The sequence below is a fragment of the Faecalibacterium sp. I4-1-79 genome, from assembly GCF_023347235.1.
GTDB classification, from domain to species: Bacteria; Bacillota; Clostridia; order Oscillospirales; family Ruminococcaceae; genus Faecalibacterium; species Faecalibacterium tardum.
Map to the genome: position 1 here is coordinate 2,424,581 of NZ_CP094467.1, position 22,913 is coordinate 2,447,493.

Sequence of the window (22,913 nt, forward strand, 5' to 3'; positions counted from 1 at the left end):
GTATTCCGTTATGAACGACATTCTTAAAACGTACATGGAGCGGTTCCGCGAGGACCGGCACACCCTGCGGCGCTACACCGCATTTGTGCTGGCACTTGCCATGATCACCACCCTGTTCGTGAACTGGCAGCTGCATGGCGTGGGCATCTCGATGACCGCGCAGTACCAGTGCGGCGAGGAGGAGCACACCCACACCGCGGATTGCTACACCAAGGTGCTCACCTGCGGCTACGAGGAAGGCGAGCTTGAAAATGCAGACGAGGTGGCCGCCGCTGCTGCGACCAGCCAGCCCACCGTTGAGGCTGAGCCCATGCCGCTGTCGCTGGAGCCGCAGATCGAGTTTGTGCCCCACGAGCACACTGAGGACTGCTACACCGAGGTGCAGACCCTGACCTGCATGGAGGAAGAGCACGTCCACGATGACGACTGCTTCGACCCCGAGGATGGCAGCCTGATCTGCGACAAATTTGAGCATACCCACGACGAAAGCTGCTACACCACCGAGTACGAGCTGACCTGCGGCTTAGAGGAGGGCGAGCTTGTGGAGCAGGTGGTGGAGCCCACCCAGAGCGCCGCACTGGCAGCGATGGCTGTGGCCGAGCCCGTGGCGCTGGCACCGATGGTGGACACCGTGGAGCCCATCTACCACCATCACACCGATGCCTGCTACGAGGAAGTGCTCACCTGCCCCCTGCCGGAGCACCACCACACCGTTGCCTGCCTGAGCAACACCTCCGCCGACCTTGAGACCCCCGAGGAGTGGCAGGCCGCCAACGCCGAGGCCGTGATGACCGGCAACTGGGCCGAGGATCTGGTCAGCGTGGCGCAGACCCAGCTGGGCTACGAGCAGAGCGAGAAAAACTTTGAGATCGACCCCGCGGACGGCGTGACCCTGCGCTACTACTCCCGCTACGGTCAGTCCTACGGCAACCCCTACGGCGAGTGGGACGTGATGTTCCTCTCTTACTGCCTGAAGTACGCCGGTATCCCCCAGAGCGCTATCCCGCAGGAGGCCAGCGTGCTTGCCCTGCGCAGTTCCATGAGCGACATGGACTGGCTGCTGGACGGCGAGGACGGCAGCGCCGCCGATGTGGGCGACATCGTTATCTATAATAAGTACGTCACCCGCACCGTGGCTGTGGACAGCAGCGCCGACGGTGCAGCGGACGGTCTGGACGACCTGTTCAGCACGGACACTGAGGGCGAGAACGGCGCAGAGCTTGAGGAATCCGGCGCTGCTGCGTTGGATACCGTCCCTGCCGCCGAGGGCATGACCACCCTCGATACCCCTGATCTCCCCGATATCCCCGACGCCGCTGCGCCCAGCGTGGGTTCCCCCGCTGCCGAGCCGCAGACCACTACCGTGACTGACGCTTATCCCGTGGAGACCGTGGGCATCGTGAGCAGTGTGGACAGCGACGCCGACACGCTGACCGTCATCTCCGGCGATGTGGACGGCAAGGTGGCTGAGGTCACCCTTTCTAACGCCGAGGTTCTGGGCGTGGTGAGCGTTGCCTATGCCCAGTATGCAGACGAGATGCTCTCCTCTGCCGTTGACGGCGCACTGCGGGCATCTATGATGCTTGCAGCGGCGGGTGTTGAGACAGAACTGCGTGAAGACTGGATCACCGGCACTACGATCACGATCAATGGTGCTACCTATAATGTCAAGGGCAATAATAGCAGTTATTCCGATCTGCCCGACGGTGTTGTTGTTACCGTTAACGACAACGTTACCTTGAACTATGACTTTATGATTCACGATACAGCCGTTCAAGGTACAAATACTGATACCCTGACCTATAAGCTCCCCAGCCATCTTATTGCCTTGGAATCTGGTACAAAGGGTCCTCTGCTTAATGGAGCCGGCGATAAAATCGGTACCATTGAAGTTGATCAGAATGGTCTTGCAACCTTGAAGTTTGATAATGCTTTGACCGGACAGACCAGCGGCAAGTTTACCATTACCTGCCGTGTAAGCAAGACAACGACTACAACCGATAACAAGATCACCTTCCCCGGGGATAGCCATACTATCGAAATTAAGAATCAGACTAATCTCAGAATCGAAAAGAAGATTGAGAAAGACGATACTAACGGCTTGGAGATCACTCGGCTTGATAACGATTACTACAAAGTTCACTATAAGGTTACCGTAAACTCCGATTACGGCAGCGGTGAGCCGATCGAGCTGAAAGACGTGATCAACTATATCAGTGACACTTCTATGTTCACCGATATCAAGTATCAAAATGTCCATCTGCTCGATAGTCAATATGTGGTCAACGATAAAAACGAGTACTCTGATTATAAGTGGGAGCAAACTACCGTAGACGGTCGTCCTGCGCTCATTATAACAACAAAGAACGGCGAGAAACTGCCTGCGCTTGAAGCCGGCAAGTGGTATCGTTTGGACTACGAACTTGTGTTCAAGAAAACCAAGCAGGGCTGGGGTAAGATCGGTAATACAGCTATAGCCAACGGCAAGACCGGCGGCGAAGATGTCGATTTCAATGACGAGCTACAAAAAAGCGGCAGTCATGACCCGAAAACCAATACCATCACTTGGACAATTGATATCTACCCTAACGGCAACAAATTGACCGGGTATACGCTGAAGGATACCCTGCCTAATGGTACTAAAATTATAGGCGATATCATTATCAAGAACAATAACGGCGAACCAAAAGCCACAATATCTAAGTTTAGTGGTAAGACCAGCTTTACCTATACCTTCCCTGATGCAGACCCCTTCAACAAGGCTACTCCCGTGGGCGGTTACAAATACACGGTAACCTATACAACAACCGTACCGGATAACTTTGAAACGCTTGGAAAGGTAACCAATACTGCAACGATCACGTTGAAGGACAAATCCGAGTGGAAGGACGAGGGTGACGCTACTTATAACAAGGGGCAAAAGGAAGTTACCAAGAAAGCTCTTGATCCTACTACTCTGAACAGTTCCCAGATGGTTGATGGCGTCTTTACCTTGCCGTGGAGTCTGGAGGTCAAGCTGCCCCGGAATGACTGGAGCGGAAGTAATAATAATAAGATAGAGATCACGGATACCTTTATTACGCCCAAGAACGGCGACCATTATGCTATCAAGAGCGAGCTGGAAAAAGACATCCTCGACCATTTGGAAATCACTGTGGATGGAACCACCTACAAATACAGCAATCTGCCAGATGGTCTGAAGTTAGAATCGATCAAATATTATGGATCCGAGAATTGTAATGATAAATATGACCCTCCTCAGGATACTGACATCGTTCGCTCCTTCAAGCTTACATTCAGAAAGAGCGATACCTTTACAGGCTCGCTGGATAAGGTCGTGATCTCTGAGTACTCTACCAAGGCAAAATACGATAGCTCGAAGCTGAGTGCCGGTCAGACCATTGTGTTCGAGAACAAGGGTGAAGGCGTGACCGCCTCTTACCAATTTACCGTGCCCGCCGACAACACCAAGGCACTTGTCAAAACCTCTGCCAATAAGCCCGGTAATGATAGTGATGGCAATCCCCCGTACAAGGCCAACGGCGTCACTGTAAAATACGGCAACGGTTACAAGGATTTTGATGGCAACAAGTACGACGGCACCTATGTCTATTACCAGCTGGAGCTGACCCCCGGCAAGCTGGAAAACTGGACGGCTACAACTGTCACCGACAAGCTGTCTGAGCATCTGAGTTATGTTGAAGGCTCTGCTTATGTTGTAGTGCGCTTTGGTGATCCTAATACTATGTACACCGGCAACTCATGGCGTGGGTACACCTCTCAAGCACAATGGAATAGGGACGGGGACCCCACTAAATGGGTAGGGGAATCCACGAGAAACCTTTCGACCTCCGACTTCTTTAGTGTCACCCAGAGCGGGAAAGATTTAACATTTAAGCTTACCGAGAATTTCAAGTATCTGCATTCTCCCACCGCGAAATGTGTTGACCGTATCATGATCCGCTTTGCTGCAAAAGTAGACGATAACCTCTTGGATCTTACTAAGGAATCCGATTTTAAAATCGTCTCTAACTCTGCATCTTGGGGTGGATTAGACGCTAGCACAGATACCAAGGTCAAGTATGAATCCAAGCTTGTGAAAAAGACAGGAAAATACAGCAAAGATAACTATCGCGTAGAGTATTCTGTTATCATCAACCCCGATGCACTGAAGCTTGGCGATTCGGATACCATCACGCTGGAAGATGAAATGTCTACGGGAGGCGGTGCGGAAAATACTGCCGAGCTGGTACGCCCCAGCGTCAAGTTGTATGACTATGACACGATCAACAAGACAAAGGGTGCCGAGATCTCCAGCGATGTATACTCGGTTCACTATCAGGAGCCTGATGCCACCAGCAATTGTTATCGTCTAACTGTCAGCGTACCAAACAGTCATGCCTATGTTCTGGAGTATGCCTATCGGAACACCTCCAACACTTCTTACTATATGAGCAACACTGCTAAGCTGCATGGTAAAGAGAGTACGGTTGACTCTATCCAGATGCAAACGTCCACCGCCCATGGCGAGGCACATTCTGCCGGTTTGACCCTGCACAAAGTTGATAGCCGCAACATTACAAAGCCGCTGGAAGGCGCAGAGTTTACGCTGCAATGGTTCGATCCTTTCGATGGAACGTACAAAGACGTTCAGACTGTAACAACGAACCAGAACGGTGACATCAACCTGACCTTCTCTGCCGGTTCCGGCGATGCAAAGCCCGGTAAGAATGCAGCAGGCAACACCATCCGTCCCCACGACTATCTTTACAGGCTGACCGAGACAAAAGCCCCCACAGGCTACCGCAAGGATGATAATTGGGCGCTATACTTCATCTGGACATCCGATTCCAGCCAGAAAGAAGCTGCTTACAGTCATGCTGTCGGCTCTAAAGAGAGTTCCATTATTGTAAACAAGGATGCGATCAACTACTACTATGGTTCTGCTGCTGTCTACCTGCAATTGACCAACGAAAGCAATCGTCTTACCCTTGTAAAGCAGTGGTACGATAAGTACAACAACCTTCTTGCTGCGGATAAGCAGCCGGATAGCGTTCAGGTGGAGCTCCGGCGCAGTAAGACTCCGCTTGCTGCCAACACACCGGTCGATGACAACAACACCGAACTCGTTGATAAGATCAAGCTGACAAAGGCAGACAACTGGACTTACAACTATGAAATCCCTGATGCCTATGCGGCCTACTACTACTATGTGAAGGAAGTCCAGTCCGGCGCAAGCTATAAGGTCAGCTACACCGGCAACGATGGTGTGCAATACGGTGGTACGATCGTTATTACCAACACCGAAACCGATGACACCGGCTACGAGCTCCCCTCTACCGGTGGCACCGGTACACTCCCGTATACAGCCGTGGGCGGCACAATGATGCTGTCTGCGCTGGCATATAGTTTTATCCACCGCAAGCGCAGACACGAAGGGAGGGCAGATGACTAAACTGCACTTCCCTGCTGGCGTGCCGGGGCTGAGCCCCCGCCCGCCCAGCGCAAAGTTTACGCATTAGTCCGAACACAAACCACACCCCTCTCCACCCCCTGTGCAAAATGCAGGGGGCGGCAAGGGGCAGAGAAAAGAAAGGAGCTTTTCTCCATGAAGAAAGCAATGAAAAAACTCATGGCTGCGCTGCTGGCAGTTGCTATGGTTTGCGCCATGGCCATCCCGGCGTTTGCGGCAAAAGGTGAACCCGTTACCAACTCTGGTGTCAGCCTTACGAACCATGACTTTGAAGCCTATCAGATTTTCAGTGCAAAGCTGGATTCTACCAAGGGTACGCTGTCCGATGTTAAATGGGGCAACGGTGTTAAGGGCAACGAGCTTTTGGTCGCTTTACAGGCCGATACCACCCTTGGCGATTTTGCCGACTGCTATAGCGCCTCTGATCTTGCAGAGAAACTAGCAACTTTCACTACTGAAAAAGCCACTAAGTTTGCAGCCTTTGTAGCTAACGGCTATCTGTCTAATACCAAAACCGCGGGTACCGGCACCATTGAACTTACCGATGCTGGCTATTATCTGATCAAAGACGTTACCGAAGTGGAAGGCGAATATGATGCTTCGAACCTGACCCTTCTGCTGGTGAGCGGCCCTGAAACTGTTACCCCTCAGGTAAAAACTGATATCCCCACCCTTCAGAAGAAGGTCAAAGACAAAAACGATTCCATTGGCGAATCTGCTACTACTGGCTGGCAGGATTCTGCCGACTATGATATCGGCGATACTATTCCCTATCAGCTGACCGCTACTCTGGGCAATGTGAGCAACTTCGACACCTACTATGTAGAGTTTGTCGATACCATGACTCACCTGTCTTATGATTCTATCACCTCCGTCAAGGTCGGTGATAAAACTTTGTCCGCTGGTGACTACACTAGCAATTGGGATTCTGCAAATAAAAAGCTGACTGTTTCTATTGGTAATGTGAAGGCGTTCGGTGCAACCAACGGCTCCACAATCACGGTCGAATATACCGCCCGTCTGGATTCTGATGCTGTCATTGGTTCTACCGGCAACCCGAACGAAGCTTATCTGATATTCTCCAACAACCCGAATGGCAGTGGTTACGGCAAAACTGCCCCGGACAAGAACATTGTTTTCACCTACAAAGTCATTGCCAATAAGGTCGATGAGCATGACAAACCTCTGCCCGGCGCAGCTTTTGCTCTGTACAAAAAACTGCCTGCTGTCCCCAACCCCGGAGATGGCACTTCCTACATTATGGAGGGCAATGACGCTTATGCACCGGTCAAGGAACTGAACGTTGGTGCAAACGGTGAGGTTGAGGACAAGGAACTGACCAACTTCGAGTGGGATGGCATTGATGACGGCGATTACATGATCAAGGAGATCATCACTCCTGCCGGCTATAACACCATTGAGCCCATTAAGTTTACTGTTACTGCCACCCATGAAACCAACGCTGACGATCCCAAGTTCACTGAGCTGTTGGGCGGCGATGATTTTACCGGTGCGGTATCCACTGGCGCTCTGACCGCCAACATCCAGAACCGCATGGGTTCCACCTTGCCCGGCACCGGCGGCATCGGCACCACCATTTTCTACGTTGTTGGCGGCGGCCTGATGGTTGCTGCAGCTATCCTGCTCATTACCAAAAAGCGCATGGAGAACCGCTAACTTCTCCTTTTCCCCTGCACAGAGCGGGGCCGCAAGGCCCCCTGCTCTGATCCTGAAACTATAACGTTAGGGAGTAGCCCATGAAAAAGAACAAAAGCACCATTATACTGATCCTCGTCTTTTTCGTGGGTCTATCCGTGATGTTATACCCCACCATCAGCGATTACGTCAACCAGCGCAACCAGTCCCGCGCGGTGGCAAGCTACGCGCAGGACGTGGACAACATGACCGATGCGGATTACAGCGCCTACTTTGACGCCGCCGATGCCTTTAATGCACAGGTGGCCGCCAACGAAAACGCCCTCTACCGCCCGGATCAGCTTACCGGCTACAACGAAACGCTGGATATTACCGGCACGGGCATTATGGGTTACATCACCATCTCCAAAATCGGCGTGGAGCTGCCCATCTACCACGGCACCGACGACAGCGTGCTGCAGATCGCCGCAGGCCACTTAGAGGGCACCAGCCTGCCGGTGGGCGGCGCGTCCACCCACGCGGTCATCTCGGCACACCGCGGCCTGCCCAGCGCAAAGCTGTTTACAAACCTTGACCAGCTGGAAGTGGGCGATACCTTTACCATCACCGTGCTGGACCGGGTGCTCACCTACGAGGTGGACAAAATTTCCATCGTGCTGCCCACCGAGACCGACGAGCTGAAGATCGCCGAAGGCAAGGACTACGTTACCCTGATGACCTGCACCCCCTACGGCATTAACACCCACCGTCTGCTGGTGCGCGGCCGCCGCGTGGAGACCCCGGATCAGTACAAGCACCTCCGCGTTACCGCCGAAGCGCTTAAAATTGAACCCATTATTGTTGCGCCCATTATGGCGCTGCCCATGCTGCTGATCTTGCTGATCGGTATGCTGCTTTCTACACGCAAACCCAAGAAAACGAGAGGAGAAAAACATGAAAAGCATTGATCTGCGTCATCGTCTGGCGGCTGTGCTGCTGGCTATGTGCCTTGTGGTATGCTGCGCCCTGCCGGCCTTTGCCACCAGTGCCAACATTGTGCTGGGGCGTCTGGGCTCGCTCCACGTCCGTCTGTACGACACCCACAACGATGTGCCCCTGCGCGGCGGCGAACTGACCCTGTATCAGGTGGCCACCGTCAAGCGCACCAACGGCAACCTGTACTTTGACTATACCGGCGATTTTGTGGGCTGCGGTGTGGTGCTGGGCGACCTTTCCGACAGCACGCTGGCTGACCAGCTGGTAAAGTATCTGCCCGCAGTGCCCGCCATTGCCGCCCAGCAGGACGTGAACGAAGAGGGTTACGCCGACATTACCAAGCTGCCGCAGGGTCTGTACTTGGTCGTGCAGACCGAGGCATCCCACGGCTACGAGGCCATCAAGCCCTTCCTTGTGTCCATCCCCATGCCCGATGGCGACAACTGGATCTACGATGTGGACGCCACCCCCAAGGTAGGCGCTACCATCCCGGAAACGCCGGACACCCCCGACACCCCGGATGTGCCGGATACGCCGGATACGCCCGACACACCCGATCTTCCGGAGCAGCCGGACACCCCGGATACGCCGGTGAGCCCGGACAGCCCCGATAGCCCGGTAAGTCCCGGCAACCCGGACAATCCCGTAAGCCCCGGGAACCCGGATAAACCGGTCTCCCCTTCCAACCCCGATAAGCCTGTTCTGCCCCAGACTGGCCAGCTGAACTGGCCCGTGCCGGTGCTGGCTTGCAGCGGTGTGCTGCTGTTTGCCGCTGGCTGGGTGCTGAACCGTCAGGGCAAAAAGGAAAACTGACCCTGCCTCCTTTCTTTTCGGCATAGTTTGGCGTTGTGTGCCGAATTTGCTCCCCCGCAAGGGGGAGCATTTTTTATGCCCTTTCCCCTGCCGGGCACAGTACGATTTTGAATGCGCTCCGCGTTGCTCTGCGCATAATCAGCGGAAAATATATTTTTAAATTTGCAATTCTGGAAAATCTGCGGATTTTCCAGAATTGCCTTTTCACGGGTGGGGTTTTGGCACGAACCCTCTCAGGCATCTCGCTTTGCTCGATACCAGCTCCCCCGAAGGGGGAGCTTTTTGGGTGGTGGCAAGGTTTTTCATTGCATCTGATACTTTAGCAACGATCCTAACGGCTTGGCTCCCCCTTCGGGGGAGCTGGCGCGGGAGCGCCTGAGAGGGTTCTCCACGCAAAAGAGCCACTGTACTTTTTGTACAGTGGCTCTTATTTTATGCAATCTGTATTATGTTTTTACTGCTGCTGGGCGGCCTTTTTGGCTTCCAGTGCCAGAATGGCGTCGCGGCGGCTCAGGTTGATGCGGCCCTGCTGGTCGATGTCGGTCACCTTGACCACGATGGCATCGCCCACGGCAACCACGTCCTCTACCCGCTCCACGCGCTTGGTGTCCAGCTTGGAGATATGCACAAGGCCTTCCTTGCCCGGGGCGATCTCCACAAAGGCACCAAAGTTCATCAGGCGGGTCACCTTGCCCTTGTAGATGGCACCGATCTCGGGGTCCTCCACAATGGTCTTGATGGTAAAGATGGCGCGCTTTGCGTCCTCCTGATCCACGGCGGAGACGAACACATGGCCGTCCTCCTGCACGTCGATCTTGCAGTTGCAGGTAGCGCAGATGTCCTGAATGACCTTGCCGCCCTTACCGATCACGTCCTTGATCTTGTCGGTGGGGATCATCATGCTGAACATCTTGGGTGCCCAGCGGCTCAGCTCTGCACGCGGCTCGGCGATCACGGGCTTGATGATCTCGTCCAGAATATACAGCCGGCCCTTGCGGCACTTCTCGAAGGCCTCGGCAATGATGTCGTAGGTCAGGCCGTCGATCTTGATGTCCATCTGGATGGCGGTAATGCCCTTGCGGGTGCCGCCAACCTTAAAGTCCATATCGCCGTGGAAGTCCTCCACGCCCTGAATGTCCAGCATGGTCATCCAGCGCTCGCCCTCCGTGATCAGGCCGCAGGAGATGCCGGCAACCGGAGCCTTGATGGGCACGCCTGCGTCCATCAGTGCCAGCGTAGAGCCGCAGATGGAAGCCTGAGAGGTGGAACCGTTAGAGCTGAGCACCTCGGACACGCAGCGGATGGTGTAAGGGAACTCCTCCAGAGAGGGCAGCACCGGCACCAGAGCACGCTCAGCCAATGCGCCGTGGCCGATCTCGCGGCGGCCGGGGCTGCGCGGTGCGCGTGCCTCGCCCACAGAGTACGGCGGGAAGTTATAGTGGTGGATATAGCGCTTGGTCTGCTCGTCGGTCAGGTCATCCATCAACTGGTTGTCCTTGGTGCCGCCCAGCGTGCAGGTGGTAAGCACCTGCGTCTGGCCGCGGGTGAACATACCGGAGCCGTGCACGCGGGGCAGAATGCCCACCTCAGCGGCCAGCGGGCGGATCTCGTTGATGCCGCGGCCGTCCACGCGCTTGCCCTCATCCAGCAGCCAGCGGCGCACCACGAACTTCTGCATCTTGTAGCTTACCAGATCCAGATCGGCAGCGGACAGGTCGGGGTATTCCTCGGCGATCTTGTCCATGATGGGCAGCAGGGCTGCGTCACGCACATTCTTGTCGTCGGTGTCCATAGCGGCCTTGAAGTCGTCCAGATACTTGTTCTGGATGGCGTGGAACACGTCCATGTCCAGACCCACCACCTGGAAGTCGATTTTCGGCTTGCCGCGCTCGGCCACGATCTTGTTGATGAACTCGATGATTTTCTTGATCTCAACGTGTGCGGTCTTGATGGCGGTCAGCATAGTGTCCTCGTCCACCTCGTTGGCGCCGGCCTCGATCATCACGATCTTGTCCATGGTGGCGGCAACGGTCAGGGCAAGGTCGCTCACCTTGCGCTGCTCCTGGGTGGGGTTCAGCACGATCTCGCCGTCCACCAAGCCCACCTGCACGCCGCCGATGGGGCCGTTCCACGGGATATCGGACACGGCGGTCACCAGAGAAGCGCCGATCATACCGGCGATCTCGGGGCTGCAGTCCGGGTCAAGGCTCATGACGGTCATGGTGATGCACACGTCGTTGCGCATCTCCTTGGGGAACAGCGGGCGCATGGGGCGGTCCACCACGCGGCTGGTCAGGATAGCGCGCTCGCCGGGGCGGCCCTCACGGCGCATAAAGCTGCCGGGAATGCGGCCTGCGGCGTAGAGCTTTTCCTCGTACTCCACGTTCAGCGGGAAGAAATCCACGCCCTCGCGGGGCTTGGGGCTCATGACCACGTTGCACATCACGCAGGTCTCGCCGTAGCGGATCAGTGCGCTGGCATTGGACAGGCCACACATCTTGCCCATTTCAACCTTGAACGGGCGGCCGGCCAACATGGTTTCGTAGACCTTGAAGTTATCAAAGGTCTCTTTGCGGGAACCAAATTCGATTGCCATTGTTTCTGCCTCCTTGTTTTTCGGATCGTTCTATCCAAAAAGCTGTGGCGCGCGCATTATAGCAATAAATCCAGCGTCCCTGCCCGCAGGCACAGGCGTTCGATTTACTGCTGCAATACGCTGCCACCGCTATTTTGTGCGCATGGGATACATGGAGCTATCCATAAAGCAAAGGGCAGGTACCTTTGCGGTACCTGCCCTCCGTTAAAATTACTTACGCAGACCCAGAGTTGCGATCAGAGCACGGTAACGCTCGATGTCCTTCTTCTGGAGATAAGCCAGCAGATTGCGGCGACGGCCAACCATCTTCAGCAGACCGCGGCGGCTGTGGTGATCGTTAGGGTTCTTCTTCAGGTGCTCGTTCAGCTCGTTGATATGAGCGGTCAGCAGAGCGACCTGAACCTCGGGGGAGCCAGTGTCCTTCTCGGTCAGAGCGACTTTGGCCATAACTTCCTGCTTATTCATAATACAGTACCTCTTTCAAGTAATTTATCTGCCTATGGCACAGCGGCGGGAAACGGTTCTCCCAAAAGCGGGCATACTCCCAGCCCCGTACCACGGTAACAGATACAGTATACCAGATTGCCCGGCAGATTGCAAGAAGATTTTTGTCCGTAAGCCTTAATTTTTTACAATGCCGCCCCAGTACAGCTGCACCTCCGGCAGCTTCTTTTTGCGCAGCAGAAACAGGGTGGGGATCAGGTACACCGCCACCGACAGCAGCCGCGAGGCATCGTAGCCGCTTACGCTTTCGGCCACGCTGGTGGTGCCGTACAGCCCGCCGATGAGCATAGAGGCAATGTCCATGGTGCTGTGCAGGAACACCGTCACCCACAGATTGCCGGTGCGGAAGTAGATGGCAGCCAGCATCACGCCCAGCGAAGCCGCAAATACGCACTGCATCAGCACGCCAAAGGGTTCCGAGCCGAGCAGGTTGCTCAGGTGTGCCGCACCAAACAGCACGCCGGACACAAGACAGGCTTTCCACACCCCGGCGCGGGCGGTGCCGTAGCGCTCCAGCAGAGTCTGGGCAATGATGCCCCGGAACACCAGCTCCTCGGCCACGCCCACAAGGATCATGTTCAGTATAAAGGTCAGAATGCGGGGCAGCGGCAGCAACGGCGTGTCCGGACGGCCAAAAGCCAACGTTCCAAAGGCTGTGTACCCGATGAAAAACAGCGGGTACATGCCCACCAGCAGCCCGTTCAGAAAGCCGCAGCCGCGCCGCCGCAGCAGGTCCAGCCTGCCGGTACGGGCCAGCAACAAAAGCGCCACCGCCAGCCCGACAGCCTCCTGCACAGAGCCAAACAGGTAGCCGTCCATGGTGTCAAAGTCCGCCCCTGCCGCTGCCAGCCCGATGGTAGCCAGCAGGCTGAACACGACCATGCTGCCAAGGAACAGCACCTCGGACAGGATACAATAAAGAATGGGGTGCGCGGTGCGCAGCCGTTTGAGCATAAGTACAGCCCTCCCTATCAATGATAGCCCTATTCTACCACGATTCCCCCAAAAGCGATAGGGCGAAAATAAAGTGTGCTGCCGGGAGATCAGGGGTCTGTGAACGGCTTGCAGCATCTTTTTACAGAAAGTTCATGTAAAAACGGGCTAAAATAGCCTTGCAGATTTGACGTGTCTGCTGCTTTGGTGTATCATATACTTGTATTGTTATGCGCGATTCCGGGCGCATCACAGCCCGATTTTTAAGATTTATGAGGTGTGACCTATGTCCCTTGTTGAAAAACTTTTTGGCAGCTTCTCTGACCGGGAGCTGAAAAAGGTGAACCCCATCACCAAACAGGTGCTGGCGCTGGAGCCCAAGTATCAGGCCATGTCCGATGCCGACTTGCAGGCGCAGACTGCCGTGTTCAAGCAGCAGCTGACCGAGGGCAAAACGCTGGACGACATTCTGCCGGATGCCTTTGCCGTCTGCCGCGAGGCCGCATGGCGTGTGCTGGGCATGAAGCACTTTCCTGTGCAGGTGACCGGCGGCATTGCCCTGCACCGCGGCGATATTGCCGAGATGCAGACCGGTGAGGGCAAGACCCTTGTGGCTACCCTGCCCGCCTACCTGAACGCCCTGACCGGCGAGGGGGTGCACATTGTTACCGTCAACGACTATCTGGCCAAGCGCGACAGCGAGTGGATGGGCAAGCTCTACCGCTGGCTGGGACTGACTGTCGGCCTGATCGTGCAGGGCATGGACGGTGATGCCCGCCGGGCCGCCTACAATGCCGATATCACCTACGGCACCAACAATGAGTTCGGCTTTGACTACCTGCGCGACAATATGGTGACCTACAAGGCAAACATGGTGCAGCGCGGCCACGCCTACGCCATCGTGGACGAGGTGGACTCCATCCTGATTGATGAAGCCCGCACTCCCCTGATCATCTCCGGCCGCGGCGAGGACTCCTCCAGCCTGTACACGCAGGTGGACCGCTTTGTGCGCACCCTGCGCAAGAGCGTGGTGGTGGAGCTGGAAGATAAGGTCTCCACCGACGAGCAGGCCGATGGCGATTACGTTGTAGACGAAAAGCACAAGACCTGTACCCTGACCGCCGCCGGTATCAAAAAGGCCGAAGCCTATTTTAAGGTGGAGAACCTTGCCGCCGCCGAGAACATGACCCTTGCCCACCACATCGATCAGGCCATCAAAGCCTACGGCGTGATGCAGCGGGATATCGACTATGTGGTCAAGGATGGTCAGGTCATCATCGTGGACGAGTTCACCGGCCGTCTGATGATCGGTCGCCGGTACAACGAGGGTCTGCATCAGGCCATCGAGGCCAAGGAGGGCGTGAAGATCGCCGCCGAGAGCAAGACGCTGGCTACCATTACCTTCCAGAACTACTTCCGTATGTACAAAAAGCTGTCCGGTATGACCGGTACCGCCCGCACCGAAGCCACCGAGTTTACCGAGATCTACGGTCTGAACATCGTCAGCGTGCCCACCAACCGCCCGGTGCAGCGCAAGGACTACCCGGACGCCATCTACAAGACCGTGGAGGGCAAGTACCGCGCCGTCATCGAGCAGGTAATGGAGTGCCACAAGAACGGTCAGCCTGTGCTGGTGGGTACTGTCAGCGTGGAAAAGAGCGAGACTCTCGCCAAAATGCTGCAGCGCCACACCCGGGATTTCAACGTGCTGAACGCCAAGAACCACGAGCGCGAAGCCGAGATCGTGGCGCAGGCCGGTAAAAAGGGTGCTATCACCATCGCCACCAACATGGCAGGCCGTGGTACCGATATCATGCTGGGCGGCAACGCCGAGTTCATGGCAAAGGCTCAGATGCGCAAGGAGCACTTCTGCGAGAACCTGCTCAACCCCGACACCCCGCAGGATGCCGACCCGGCAGCTGTGGAGCTGCTGCTGACCGAAGCCAACGGCCACGGCGAGACCGATGATGCCAACATTCTGGCCGCACGCCAGCGCTTTGAGCAGCTGTATGCCCAGTACAAACCCGCCATCGATGCCGAGGCCGACGAGGTGCGCGCCGCAGGCGGTCTGTTCATCATTGGTACCGAGCGCCACGAGAGCCGCCGTATCGATAACCAGCTGCGTGGCCGTGCCGGCCGTCAGGGCGACCCGGGCGCTTCCCGCTTCTACCTGAGCCTTGAGGACGATTTGATGCGCCTGTTTGGCGGCGACCGGGTGTCCGGCCTGATGAACACCCTGAAGATCGACGAGGATACCCCCATTGAGAACCGCATGATCACCAACACGCTGGAAAGCGCCCAGAAAAAGCTGGAAGGCCGCAACTTCGAGATCCGTAAAAACGTGCTGAAGTACGACGACGTGATGAACCAGCAGCGCGAGATCATCTACGGGCAGCGCCGCAAGGTGCTGGACGGCGAGGACATCAGCACCGAGATGCACAAGATGCTGCGGGAAAACATCGATTCCAGCTGCGCCCAGTTCCTTTCCGGCGATGTGAAGGACGAGTGGGATTTCGGTGCCCTGCGCCGCCACTATCAGGGCTGGTTGACCACCGATGCCGACTTCCACTACACTGTGGCAGACTTTGATAACCTTTCCCAGCAGGGCATTGCCGATATGCTGTACGACCGCGGCATGCAGATCCTGCAGGCCAAGGAGGTGCGCTACGGTGCACCCGTCATGCGCGAGCTGGAGCGCATCTGCCTGCTCAAGTGCGTAGACCGCCAGTGGATGGACCACATCGACAACATGGACCAGCTGCGGCAGGGCATCGCGCTGCGCGGCTACGGTCAGAAGGACCCGGTGGTGGAATACCGCATCGAGGGCTTTGATATGTTTGACCAGATGGTGGATTCCATCCGGGAGTCCAGCGTCAAGATGCTGCTGACCATCGAACTGCGCGCCGCCGGTTCCGCTCCCAAGCGGGAGCAGGTGGCAAAGCCCACCGGCGAAGGCTTTGTGCCCGGCAACGGTGCACCCGGCGTCAAGGGCAGCCCCAAGGGTCAGCCGGTGCGTGTGGTCAAAATTGGCCGCAACGACCCCTGCCCCTGCGGCAGCGGCCTGAAGTTCAAAAAGTGCACCTGCGCCCAGTACCACCCCAATGGCAATAACGGCGGGGAAGAATAACCGTAAGGCAAAGCCCTCCCTGCCGTGGCCGAGAGGGCTTTCCTCATAAATTCAGAGGGAGTTGATTTTACAATGATCGCACCGGAAAAACTGTTGGAAGCCGCCAAGGCGCTGGAGCCCCAGCTGCAGGAATGGCGGCGTACACTGCACCGTCACCCGGAGGTGGGCTTCGACCTGCCCCAGACCAAGGCACTGGTCAAAAAGGCGCTGACTGAGATGGGCTACACCCCGCAGGACTGCGGCAAGTGCGGCGTGGTGGCGCTTGCAGGCGGCAGGCGCCCCGGCAAGGTGATCCTGCTGCGGGGCGACATGGACGCTCTGCCCCTGCAGGAGGAATCCGGCGAGGAGTTTTCCTCTGAGCTACCCGGCAAGATGCACGGCTGCGGCCACGATATGCACACCGCCATGGTTCTGGGCGCAGCCAAGCTGCTCAAGGAGCACGAGGACGAGATCGAAGGCACGGTCAAGCTGGAGTTCCAGCCCGCAGAGGAGATCTTTCAGGGCTCGCTGGATATGATCAACAGTGGTCTGCTGGAGAACCCCAAGGTGGACGCAGCGGTCATGTTCCATGTGCTGGCCGGGATGCCCCTGCCCGCCGGTATGGTGCTGGTGCCGGGCGGCGGCATTACCATGGCCAGCTGCGAGCAGTACCACATCGTTGTGCACGGCAAGGGCGGCCACGGCTCCATGCCCAACGCCTGCATCGACCCCATCACCGCAGCGGCGCACATCCACATTGCCCTGCAGGAGATCAACAGCCGCGAGCTGGACCCCGCAGGCTTCGGCGTGTTCACCACCGGCCGGTTCGAGGCCGGCAAGGCCTCCAATGTCATCCCGGATACTGCTGATATGTGGGGCACCATCCGCACCGTGGACCCGGAGCAGAAGGTCAGTGCCCTTATCCACCAGCGCATGACCGAAATTGCGCAGGGCGTGGCTACCGCCTACCGCTGCACCGCCGAGGTGGAGTTCAGCGATTACTGCCCTTGCATGGTGGTAGATACCCCGCTGGCAAGCAATGCCCTGACCTATATGACCGAACTGCTGGGCAAGGGCGCTATGGATATGACCCCGCTCACCGGCGGCAAGCCCGGTGGCGGCAGCGAGGACTTCGCCTTTGTCAGCCACGAGGTACCCACCGTGAGCATGTTCTTAGCTGCTGGCAACGCCAAGGAGGGCTACACCTACGGTCAGCACCACCCCAAGGTGCGCTTTGACGACAGCATCCTGTACTGCGGCACGGCAGCCTACACCTATATGGCGCTGCGCTGGCTGGCAGAGCACCAGTAAAAAGTTGCCCCACAGAACGCCGGGCAGGAGGAAAAGCATGAAGCAGGAGCTGATGGATGCCATTCTGGAAACGCCGGTCATTGCGGCAGTCAAGGACGATGCAGGGCTTTGCAACGCACTGACCAACGAGAATATCCGGGTGGTATTTGTATTATATGGAGATATCTGTAATATCTCCTCCATTGTGCGCCGCATCCACGAAGCCGGACGCTTTGCCGTGGTGCATGTAGACCTTATTGCCGGGCTGGCGGGCAAAGAGGTGGCGGTGGACTTTATCCGCAATACCACCGAGGCCGACGGCATCATCTCCACCCGACAGTCCTTCATCCGCCGCGCCAAGGAGCTGGGTTTGGCCGCTATCCTGCGGGTATTTCTGCTGGATTCCATCGCGCTGGAAAGTCTGGATAAGATCCCCGCGAACCTGCCGGACTGTCTGGATCTTCTGCCCGGCACCATGCCCAAGATCCTGCGCCGCGTCTGCGCCAAGGCCAAGGTGCCGGTGCTGACCGGCGGGCTGATCGCGGACAAGGAGGATGTGTTGGCTGCGCTGGAAGCCGGAGCTACCGCCATTTCCACCACCAATCAGGCCGTGTGGGATATGTAACCTGCATTCTGCGCAAAAGCGGCAGGTACTTTTTGTAATGGTTTCACAAAAAGTGCAAAACATCTTGCTTTTTTCGCAGGGACAGGGTATCATAAGAGTTAACAAGTGCTGTTTGTTTCAAGAGATATGAGCGAAACGGACAAGGGCAATTGCCTTTGTTTCGGTTCGCTCTTTTTTTGTACAAACAACAGATGCCCGGCTCCCGACGGACCAAGGCAGAACGGACAGGAGGAAAAGAACAATGTATGATATAGCAATTATCGGCTGTGGTGTCATCGGTGCCGCCGCAGCCTACGCACTGTCGCGCTACGACAACAAGGTGGTCATCCTTGAGGCCGAGAACGATGTGGCAGACTGCACCACCAAGGCCAACAGCGCTATTCTCCACGCAGGCTACGACCCCGCCCCCGGCACCCGCATGGCACGGCTGAACGTGCGCGGCGTAGCACTGGCCAAGGAGATCTGCGCAAAGCTGGATGTCTCCTATAAGCAGTGCGGCTCTCTGGTGCTGGCACTGGACGAAAAGGAGCTGCCCCATCTGCAGCATCTGTTTGAGAACGGCACTGCAAACGGCGTGCCCGACATGAAGATCCTTTCCAGGGAAGAGACCCTCGCCATGGAGCCAAACCTTTCTGAAAAGGTCTGCGGCGCACTGTGGGCACCAAGCGCCGCCATCGTAAACCCGTGGGAGTACGCACTGGCCATGACCGAGGTGGCGGTACGCAACGGCGTGGAACTGCGCCGCAACTGCAAGGTGACCGATGCCAACGCCATTGAGGGCGGCTATCGCCTGACCGTGCCCGGCGGCACGGTGGAGACCCGCTGCGTCATCAACGCTGCCGGTATCTGGGCAGACAAGGTACACTGCATGGTGGAGCCAGCCAACTTCCACATCATTCCCACCCGTGGCGAGTACTATCTGCTGGACAAGAGCGAGGGCACCCGCGTGAGCCACGTCATCTTCCAGTGCCCCAACGAGCTGGGCAAGGGCGTGCTGGTAGCACCCACTGTGCACGGCAACCTGATCGTTGGCCCCAACGCAGAGCCGGTGGAGGGCAACGACACCTCCTGCACCAGCAGCGGTCTGGAATTTGTCAAGGCCACTGCCCAGCGCAGCGTGCCCAGCATCAACTTTGGCGAGTCCATCCGCAGCTTTGCGGGCGTGCGCGCCAATCTGGACGTGGACGACTTTATCATTGGTGAAGAGCCGGAAGCACCCGGCTGGATCGACTTGGCCGGCATGAAGAGCCCCGGCCTGTCCGCCGCCCCGGCAGTGGCTGAGGAGGCAGTTGCTATCCTGAAAGAGCGCGGTGTGCTGGGCACTGAAAAGGCTGACTACAAGGATGGCCGCCGTCACATCCGCTTCAAGGAGCTTTCCGCAGAGGAAAAAGCAGCGCTGGTCAAGGAGCAGCCCGCCTACGGCCGCGTGATCTGCCGCTGCGAGACCATTACCGAGGGCGAGATTTTGGCAGCCCTCCACAGCGAGGTGCCCGCCAATACCATCGACGGCGTGAAGCGCCGCGCCGGTGCAGGCATGGGCCGCTGTCAGGGCGGCTTCTGCGGCCCCCGCGTGCTGGAGCTTATCAGCCGCGAGCTGGGCATAGACCCCTTGGACATCCTGCAGGACAAGAACGGCTCGAACGTTCTGGTCAGCGAAACGAAGGTAGGAGGAAAGAGCAATGGTTGATCTGGTCATTATCGGCGGCGGCCCTGCGGGCCTTGCTGCTGCCTGCAAGGCATGGGAAAGCGGTCTGCGCGACATCCTCATTCTGGAGCGCGATAAGGAGCTGGGCGGCATTCTGAACCAGTGCATCCACAATGGCTTTGGTCTGCACCGTTTTGGCGAGCAGCTCACCGGCCCGGAGTACGCCGGACGCTTTATTGCGATGCTCAAGAACACCGGCGTGAAGGTTCAGCTGGACACCATGGTGCTGGAAGTGACCCCGGATAAAAAGGTGCACTGCGTTTCCAAGGAGTACGGCTACCAGATCATCGAGGCCAAGAGCATCGTTCTGGGCATGGGCTGCCGCGAGCGCACCCGCGGTGCCATCGGCACCCCGGGCACCCGCCCTGCCGGCGTGTACACCGCCGGTGCAGCACAGCGCTATGTGAACATGGAAGGCTATCTGGTGGGCAAGCGGGTGCTGATCCTCGGCAGCGGCGACATCGGCCTGATCATGGCACGCCGCATGACCCTTGAGGGTGCAAAGGTGCTGGCCTGCGTAGAGGTGATGCCCTACTCCGGCGGCCTGACCCGCAACATCGTGCAGTGCCTGAACGACTTTGACATCCCCCTGTACCTCTCCCACACCATCGTGGATATTCAGGGCAAGAACCGCGTAGAAAAGGCCATCGTGGCCGAGATCGGCCCCGACCGCAAGCCCATCCCCGGCACCGAGATGGAGTTTGATGTGGACACCATCCTGCTGAGCGTGGGTCTGATCCCCGAAAACGAGCTGACCAAACAGGCCGGTATCGAGATGGACCTCCGTACCAAGGGTGCCATCGTGTACGAAAACATGGAGACCAGCATTCCCGGCGTGTTTGCCTGCGGCAACGTGGTGCAGGTGCACGATCTGGTGGACTTTGTTTCCGGCGAGAGCGAGCTGGCCGGTGCGGCCGCTGCCAACTACGTCCAGAACGGCCCCGTGGCCGAGGGGCGTGTGCTGACCGTGAAGCCCGGCGCAGACCTTGGCTACACCCTGCCGCAGCGCATCCGTCTGGAAGGCGTGGAAAAGAGCACCAATGTTTCCTTCCGCGTCCGCCGCATCTGCGGCAAGAGCACCATCCTTGTTAAGAGCGGTGACACGGTGATCGCACGCTTCAAGCGCGACCGCCTTGCTCCCGGCGAGATGGAGCACATTGCCCTGCCCAGAGTGCTGCTGGACAGAGCTCCCGTGGACGAAGTGACCATTGAGATCGAGGAGGCATGAGCGATATGAAAGAAGTAATTTGCACCTGCTGCCCTCAGGGCTGCCATCTGCAGGTAGATGAAGCCAACGACTACAAGGTGACCGGCAATGGCTGCCCCAACGGCATCGCCTACGGCAAGGAAGAGCTGACCCACCCCACCCGCATCATCACCAGCACCGTGCGCGCCGAGGGCTGCCTGCACTCCCGCTGCCCGGTCAAGACCTCCAAGCCCGTGCCCAAGGGACAGATGGCCGAGGTAGTCGCCGCGCTGGACAGCGTGGTGCTGCATGCTCCCATCCATGTGGGTGATGTGGTGCTGACCGACGTCTGCGGCACCGGGGCTGACATTGTGACCTGCCGCGATATGGCATAAACTCCCCCCTTTACTCCGAAAGCATTTTTCAACCTTCCTTCCTATACACAACACCATAAACAAAGCAGCCGCTGCACCTTGCCGTGCAGCGGCTGCTTTGCGTGTAGGGAAATCCCCCTGTGTAAACACGATTTGGAATAGCCTCCGCTGAAGCCTTCACCCGGCTGTTGAACACTCTGCCGAAACTGCTCAGCCGGGCGTTTTGTCCTGCGCGGGCGCATCCTGCCAGAACAACCATGTGGCGGCAAAGGCCACCCCGCCGGAAAGCGCCAGCAGCTCGGCGTAGGGCAGAATGTAGCCGCCCACGATCAGAAAACCCGGCAGACCGGTAACGCCGTAGGCCGTTGCGCCGATGCCCGTTACCGTACCGAACCACGCCCCCACCGCGCCGCCCACCATAGCGCAGACGAACGGCCGGACATAGCGCAGGTTCACGCCGAAGATGGCGGGTTCGGTAATGCCAAGGGCTGCGGACAGCGCCGAAGGGATGGCAACGGTCTTGTTTTTTGGGTCGCGGGTCTTAAAGGCGACCGCAAGACAGGCACCGCACTGGGCAAAGTTGGCGGCAGAGGCAATGGGCATCCAGATATTCAGCCCGCCCGCAGAGAGCAGCCCCGCTTCGATAACGTTATACATGTGGTGCAGGCCGCAGACCACCGTAACGGGGTACAGCGCCCCCATAACCAGCGCACCGATGCCATGCCCTACCGTGCTGAGCTGCCTTGCAAGGCCGATCATGTAGTTTTCCGCAAAGGAGAAGCAGGGACCGAGGATGGTAAAGGTGACAAAGGTGGTAATAAGCACCGTGCACAGCGGCGTAACAAAAAGATCCAACGCCGCAGGGACGCGGCTACGGAACCACCGCTCCAGCCGGGACATGAGCCAGACTGCAATGATCACCGGGATAACGTGTCCCTGATAGCCCACCTGCTTTACATTGAAACAGAGCAGATGCCAGACCGGGACGTTCTCCGCTGTGCCAACAGACCACGCGTTGAGCAGCGTGGGGTGCACCATGCACAGCCCCACCACCCCGCCGAGGAAAAGATTGCCCCCAAACACCCGGGCGGAGGAGAGCGCCACCAGCACCGGCAGAGACACAAAAGCTGTGCCGGACACCATCTTTAAAAAGCTGAACCAGTCGGCGGCGGCAACGGCGGGCAATGCCCTGCCCAGTGCGTCCAGAATGCCGGTCAACAGACCGGCAGCCACAATGGCGGGCAGGATGGGCACAAACACATCCCCCAGCGTTTTTACCAGCCGCTGCGGCAGCGGCAGTACCGGGGCCGTACATTTCTGCGCCGCCGGGACACCGGGCAGACCGGACAGCTTTATAAATTCCTCGTACACCCGGTTCACCGTGCCGGTGCCAAGGATGATCTGAAGCTGTCCCCCGGCGCAGAACACTCCCATCACGCCCGGGATGCTTTCCAGCCGTTTTTGATCGACCTTGTGCGCATCTGCCACTACCAGACGCAGCCGGGTGGCGCAGTGCGTGGCGGAAACCAGATTTTCCCCACCGCCAATGCTTTCAAAAATCGCTCTGGCGCAGGCGGCGTGATCCAATGTCCTCATGCTTTTCTCCTTCGTTGTAAAAGTGAGCCGGAAACATCCGCAGGCGTTTCCGGCTCATAGCAGAATATGGCTAGAGCACAG

General features: G+C 57.6%; 14 protein-coding genes. 10 read left to right on the forward strand and 4 right to left on the reverse strand.

Translation table 11 applies throughout. From position 1 onward, the window contains the following. Positions 1–10 precede the first annotated feature (10 nt). The 4 genes from MTP36_RS12010 to MTP36_RS12025 all read left to right on the forward strand — a co-directional run bounded on the left by MTP36_RS12010 (position 11) and on the right by MTP36_RS12025 (position 8,917). Positions 11–5,455, forward strand: coding sequence for a SpaA isopeptide-forming pilin-related protein (locus MTP36_RS12010; protein ID WP_249251000.1), 5,445 nt, complete (start codon positions 11–13; stop codon positions 5,453–5,455). A 165-nt stretch (positions 5,456–5,620) separates the two neighbouring features. After that, complete coding sequence (locus tag MTP36_RS12015) at positions 5,621–7,150, forward strand: isopeptide-forming domain-containing fimbrial protein (RefSeq protein ID WP_249251008.1); 1,530 nt, start codon at positions 5,621–5,623, stop codon at positions 7,148–7,150. An 80-nt stretch (positions 7,151–7,230) separates the two neighbouring features. Beyond that, positions 7,231–8,076 (forward strand): class C sortase, encoded by an 846-nt coding sequence (locus tag MTP36_RS12020; protein WP_118658251.1) that lies wholly within the window; start codon positions 7,231–7,233, stop codon positions 8,074–8,076. Beyond that, entirely contained in the window at positions 8,063–8,917 is an 855-nt protein-coding gene (locus tag MTP36_RS12025) for a peptidase (RefSeq protein WP_249251010.1), read from the forward strand. Before MTP36_RS12020 ends, MTP36_RS12025 begins: the two co-directional genes overlap by 14 nt. A 454-nt stretch (positions 8,918–9,371) precedes the next feature. Here the strand turns inward: MTP36_RS12025 and MTP36_RS12030 are convergent, their stop codons facing one another. The 3 genes from MTP36_RS12030 to MTP36_RS12040 all read right to left on the reverse strand — a co-directional run bounded on the left by MTP36_RS12030 (position 9,372) and on the right by MTP36_RS12040 (position 12,971). Further along, positions 9,372–11,513: a polyribonucleotide nucleotidyltransferase gene (locus MTP36_RS12030; RefSeq protein ID WP_055186080.1), complete on the reverse strand. Its 2,142-nt coding sequence runs from the start codon at positions 11,511–11,513 to the stop codon at positions 9,372–9,374. Positions 11,514–11,723: 210 nt separating this feature from the next. Further along, positions 11,724–11,978: a 30S ribosomal protein S15 gene (gene rpsO / locus MTP36_RS12035; RefSeq protein WP_005925047.1), complete on the reverse strand. Its 255-nt coding sequence runs from the start codon at positions 11,976–11,978 to the stop codon at positions 11,724–11,726. A 156-nt stretch (positions 11,979–12,134) separates the two neighbouring features. Further along, entirely contained in the window at positions 12,135–12,971 is an 837-nt protein-coding gene (locus MTP36_RS12040) for a CPBP family intramembrane glutamic endopeptidase (RefSeq protein WP_249251012.1), read from the reverse strand. A 265-nt stretch (positions 12,972–13,236) separates the two neighbouring features. On the opposite strand from MTP36_RS12040, the gene secA reads away from it, so the two are divergent. From secA to MTP36_RS12070, 6 genes are all read left to right on the forward strand, one after another. Beyond that, positions 13,237–16,077, forward strand: coding sequence for a preprotein translocase subunit SecA (secA, locus tag MTP36_RS12045; protein WP_249251022.1), 2,841 nt, complete (start codon positions 13,237–13,239; stop codon positions 16,075–16,077). 72 nt (positions 16,078–16,149) lie between these two features. After that, positions 16,150–17,367: a M20 metallopeptidase family protein gene (locus MTP36_RS12050; RefSeq protein ID WP_249251023.1), complete on the forward strand. Its 1,218-nt coding sequence runs from the start codon at positions 16,150–16,152 to the stop codon at positions 17,365–17,367. 37 nt (positions 17,368–17,404) lie between these two features. After that, positions 17,405–17,971 (forward strand): glycerol-3-phosphate responsive antiterminator, encoded by a 567-nt coding sequence (locus tag MTP36_RS12055; RefSeq protein ID WP_055186084.1) that lies wholly within the window; start codon positions 17,405–17,407, stop codon positions 17,969–17,971. Between the two features lie 241 nt (positions 17,972–18,212). Beyond that, a complete protein-coding gene (locus MTP36_RS12060; RefSeq protein WP_249251025.1) occupies positions 18,213–19,658 on the forward strand; it encodes an NAD(P)/FAD-dependent oxidoreductase in 1,446 nt (481 codons plus the stop codon). Then, on the forward strand, positions 19,651–20,904 hold the full coding sequence (locus MTP36_RS12065; protein WP_249251027.1) for an NAD(P)/FAD-dependent oxidoreductase: 1,254 nt from the start codon (positions 19,651–19,653) through the stop codon (positions 20,902–20,904). The genes MTP36_RS12060 and MTP36_RS12065 overlap by 8 nt, the downstream gene beginning before the upstream one ends. Positions 20,905–20,909: 5 nt before the next feature. Beyond that, complete coding sequence (locus MTP36_RS12070; protein ID WP_015536825.1) at positions 20,910–21,257, forward strand: DUF1667 domain-containing protein; 348 nt, start codon at positions 20,910–20,912, stop codon at positions 21,255–21,257. Positions 21,258–21,446: 189 nt separating this feature from the next. On the opposite strand, the gene MTP36_RS12075 is transcribed toward MTP36_RS12070, so the two are convergent. Next, positions 21,447–22,832 carry a PTS transporter subunit EIIC gene (locus MTP36_RS12075; protein WP_249251029.1) on the reverse strand — a complete coding sequence of 462 codons (1,386 nt, stop codon included), beginning with the start codon at positions 22,830–22,832 and terminating at the stop codon, positions 21,447–21,449. Positions 22,833–22,913 lie beyond the last annotated feature (81 nt).